Below are 4,612 nucleotides of genomic sequence, written 5' to 3' on the forward strand. Positions count from 1 at the left end.
TTGGCAATGCTGAGGATGGTGAATAGTCATGAAACCGAAATCCCAACCTATGCGAACTTGTGTAGGATGTGGTGAGCCTAAGGCTAAACGTGAATTGATTCGCGTAGCTTTGAGCCCAGACGGTAACATCAGTATTGATCGCACTGGTAAAGCACCAGGACGTGGAGCCTATCTATGTGAATCCATGTCTTGCTTTGAGCAAGCCTATAAGGCAAAACGATTAGAACGGTCATTAAAGCATAGTGTATCAAAAGAGATATACGAAGCGTTACAACGTGATTTACAAGAGAATGAGTAATCACTGATATAAATGAATGAAGATAAAATTTTGAATCTCTTAGGTCTAGCACAACGAGCAGGTAAAGTTATTTCCGGTGATTTCATCGTAGAAAAGGCTATAAAGAGAAAGGAACCAAAATTGGTACTTCTCGCTGGTGACTGTGCAGCCAACAATGAAAAGAAATATACTCAATTAGCAGAGACACATCATATTCCACTTCATAGTATTGCCAATAAAGAGGCGTTAGGAACGGCCATTGGTAAGGAAGTTAGGGTAGTAGTTGCCGTACTAGATGATGGATTTGCAAAGGCATTATTAAAAGAGATTGATCGATAATAAGGGGGTATGTAGATGTCCAAAAAGCGCGTCCATGAAATCGCCAAAGAGTTCGGCGTAGAAAGTAAGCAGGTTATTTCTATTTTGCAACAACATAATGTAAATGTTACTAAAGCAGTTAATTCTGTAGATGATTCTGGTTATGAAATTGTAAAAAAACAATTGGGTAAAAAATCTGAAGCACCTAAAGTAGCACAAAAAACAGAACAAAAATCTGCTCCAACTGCAGCTCATAAACAAGACGCTGCGCCACATAAACAACAACATCAAAATCGTTCTAACGAACATAAAAAAGATAATCACAAACAAGGTGGTCAGAAACAAGACGATCAATCTAAACAAAACGACCACAAAAAAGGCAATGTACGTCACGTACAAATTTCTGAGCCTACACGTAAATCCGATGGTAACCAACATGGTGGTGACCGCGCTAATAACCGCCCTAATAACAATAATAACCGCAATAATGACAACCGTAATAATAACGGTCGTCCTAATGATGCGCGTAATAACGATAATCGCAATAACGATAACCGTAATAGCGACAACCGCGACAACCGCAACAACGATAATCGCAATTCTAATAATAACGATCGCCGTAACAAGAAAAATAAAAAAGGTGGCAACAACCGCCCTCAATCCTTGTTATCTACATCTATGCAAAAGAAAAAGAATCGCGTAAAACATCGTAACGAACAGTACTTACAACAAAAAGCTGAGGCTGAACGTAAGGCTGAAGCAGCGATTGCAACAGAAATTGAATTGTCTGGTCCTTTAACTGTTAAAGAACTAGCTGAAAAAATGGGCCGAGAAGTATCAGAAATCATCAAAAAATTGATGCTTTTAGGCGTAATGGCTAGCATTAACCAAGAGGTTGATGTCGATACAGCTACAATCGTAGCTGAAGAATTTGGTGTAACTGTAACTGAAGTAGAACCTGAAGAAGATCCTACTGATATCATCGAAATTGAAGATGCACCAGAAACATTAAAACCTCGTCCACCAGTTGTAACTATCATGGGTCACGTTGACCATGGTAAAACATCCTTGTTGGACGTAATTCGTCAAACTAACGTAACAGCTGGCGAAGCTGGCGGTATCACTCAACATATCGGTGCATACCAAGTTCGTTATAATGATAATAAAATTACATTCCTTGATACTCCTGGCCATGAAGCGTTTACTGCTATGCGTCTACGCGGTGCGAAATCCACGGATATCGCAGTTCTCGTAGTTGCTGCTGACGATGGTGTAATGCCACAAACTATCGAGGCTATTAACCATGCTAAATCTGCGGAAGTACCTATTATCGTAGCCATCAATAAAATGGATAAACCAGGTGCTAACCCAGACCATGTTAAACAACAATTGTCTGAACATGGCCTTTTACCAGAAGAATGGGGCGGCGATGTAATCATGGTTCCAGTTTCTGCTAAACAAAAACAAGGTATCGACGATTTGCTCGAAAACATCTTGCTCGTAGCAGAAGTTATGGAATTGAAAGCTAATCCTAACCGTAAAGCTTATGGCGTAGTTATCGAGGCTCAACTTGATAAAGGCCGTGGTGCTGTATGTACAGTATTGGTACAAAAAGGTTCCCTTCGCGTAGGTGATACAGTTCTTGCTGGTACTGCATACGGTAAAGTTCGTGCTATGACAAATGAACGGGGTGAAAAAGTAAAAGTAGCTCGTCCTTCTATGCCAGTAGAAATCTTGGGCTTCTCCGAAGTTCCACAAGCTGGTGAAATCATCAATGGTATGGATGATAACGAAGCACGTGCAATCGCTGAAAAACGTATTGCAAAACAACGCGTTCAAGAATTACAAGCTACTCACAAGGTTACGTTGGATGATATTTTCAACCAAATTCAACAAGGTGAGTTAAAAGACCTTAACATCATCATTAAAGCTGACGTTCAAGGTTCTGTAGAAGCATTACGTCAATCCTTAGAAGGTATTAAAAATCCTGAAGTACGTATCGTAATCGTTCATGCTGCAGTAGGTGCTATTAACGAATCCGATATCATGTTGGCCTCTGCATCTAATGCAATCGTAATGGGCTTCAACGTACGTCCTGATGCTAATGTTCGTCGTGCTGCAGAAAATGAAAAAGTTGACCTTCGTACATATCGTGTAATCTATGATGCTATCAATGACGTTGAGTCTGCGATGCGTGGTATGTTAGCTCCTCAATTCAAAGAGGTTGTCGTTGGTCGTGCAGAGGTGCGTCAAGTTATCTCTACACCTAAAGCTATCGTTGCTGGTTCTTATGTAACAGAAGGTCGTATTACTAACGACTCTGAAGTACGTTTGATCCGTGATGGTATTGTTGTATTTGAAGGTAAGGTTGACTCTTTACGTCGATTCAAAGACGAAGTTAAAGAAGTTAAAACATCCTTCGAATGTGGTATTTCCTTAGAAGGTTACCGCGACATCAAGGAAGGCGACGTAATCGAAGCGTACTTGATGGAAGAAATTGCACCTCAAATTTAGGAGGTTTATATGAGTGACGTTCGTGTCAGAAAATTACAAGAATTCATCAAACAAGAGGTAAGTCAAATGTTGATGCGCGGATTGAAAGATCCACGCATCGGCTTCACTACTATTACCGATGTTCATGTAACAGGTGATTTGCGTGAAGCTACGATTTATGTCTCCTTGTTTGGTTCCGATAAGGAAAAAGAAGATACACTTATCGCTTTAAAGCATGCAGCAGGTCATATTCGTACTGAGCTTGGCAAAGTACTGAAATTGCGCCATATTCCTTCTATCACATTCGATAAGGATACGTCTTTAGACTATAGCATGCATATTGAATCCCTTTTGAATGAAATCAAAAAGGACGAAGAAAAAATTAACACAAAGGATACAGAACATGAGTAAGATTACTATTAATCAATTACATATGGCTCTGTGTGAAGCTAATTCTATTATGCTAACCGTCCATGTTAGACCTGATGGCGATGCTATCGGGTCCATGGTGGCCTTTTACGAGGCCCTTGTAGGGCAAGGTAAAACTGTATATATGGTAGTGGATGATGTAGTTCCTGAGAAGTACTCATTCTTACGATATACGGACCACATCCATGATGTAGCGTACTTTGAAACTCATCCAGTTGACATCGATATGCTTATGGTTTTGGATGCTAGCACGTATGAGCGAATTGGCAAAGTAGGTGCACTCTGGAGTGCACCTATTTTTAATATAGACCACCATATTTCTAATACAGAATTTGCTGATCATCTATATTTGAAGCCTGAATTTGCTGCTACAGGTGAAATTGTTACGGACTTATGCACGAAATGGAATTGGCCTATCACTGAGTCGATGGGCACTGCATTATATATGGCGATTGCTACAGACTGTGGGTTCTTTAAATTTAGTAACACCACAGCTAATACCCTTGAAATGGCTGCTAAATGTGTAGCTGCAGGGGCTAGACCAAATGTTATTTCTGAAACGATTGAGGCCGTATCTGCTAGTCGTCTTGAATTAACTAAACAAGTAATGCAAACTATTCAGTTCCACAAGAATAATACGGTAGCAACCATTGATTTAAACCGAGAAGCTATGGCTATTCTTGGTGATGATACAGATGGTTTTGTAGATATTATAAGAAACGTCGATACTGTTGATGTAGCAATTTTATTAAAAGCAGAAGCCGACGATAGAACTCGCGTAAGTTTACGTTCTAAAGGGATTGACGTGAACGCAGTAGCCAGTCACTTTGGTGGCGGCGGTCATATTCGCGCTTCTGGTTGCACTATTAATCTACCGTTAGAAGAGGCAAAACAAGCTCTCATTGAGGTAATTAAGTAATGGATGGCATTTTACCATTTTTAAAACCGCCTGGCATTACGAGTCACGATGCGGTAGCTATATGTCGCCGTATTCTAAAAGAAAAGCGCATAGGTCATAGTGGTACGCTAGATCCAATGGCGTATGGTGTATTACCTATATTTCTTGGTAAGGCTACGCGCCTCATTGAGTATACT

Annotated in this window: 5 protein-coding genes and 1 pseudogene; all 6 read left to right on the forward strand. The window is 40.2% G+C overall.

Translation table 11 applies throughout. The features are described from left to right. Positions 1 to 28 precede the first annotated feature (28 nt). A complete protein-coding gene (locus Q0F90_RS07380) occupies positions 29 to 298 on the forward strand; it encodes an RNase P modulator RnpM (protein ID WP_005386859.1) in 270 nt (89 codons plus the stop codon). 12 nt (positions 299 to 310) lie between these two features. After that, positions 311 to 616, forward strand: coding sequence for a ribosomal L7Ae/L30e/S12e/Gadd45 family protein (locus Q0F90_RS07385; protein ID WP_004693007.1), 306 nt, complete (start codon positions 311 to 313; stop codon positions 614 to 616). A 15-nt stretch (positions 617 to 631) separates the two neighbouring features. Further along, a complete protein-coding gene (gene infB / locus Q0F90_RS07390; RefSeq protein WP_296004394.1) occupies positions 632 to 3,109 on the forward strand; it encodes a translation initiation factor IF-2 in 2,478 nt (825 codons plus the stop codon). A 9-nt stretch (positions 3,110 to 3,118) separates the two neighbouring features. After that, entirely contained in the window at positions 3,119 to 3,499 is a 381-nt protein-coding gene (rbfA, locus tag Q0F90_RS07395) for a 30S ribosome-binding factor RbfA (protein WP_296004395.1), read from the forward strand. After that, complete coding sequence (locus Q0F90_RS07400; RefSeq protein WP_296004396.1) at positions 3,492 to 4,436, forward strand: bifunctional oligoribonuclease/PAP phosphatase NrnA; 945 nt, start codon at positions 3,492 to 3,494, stop codon at positions 4,434 to 4,436. Before rbfA ends, Q0F90_RS07400 begins: the two co-directional genes overlap by 8 nt. Then, positions 4,436 to 4,612 (forward strand): annotated as a pseudogene (locus Q0F90_RS07405) (pseudouridine synthase); the annotation flags it as partial. The gene Q0F90_RS07400 and the pseudogene Q0F90_RS07405, both read left to right, overlap by 1 nt.

It is taken from the genome of uncultured Veillonella sp. (genome assembly GCF_934190855.1).
In the GTDB taxonomy this organism is placed as follows: domain Bacteria; phylum Bacillota; class Negativicutes; order Veillonellales; family Veillonellaceae; genus Veillonella.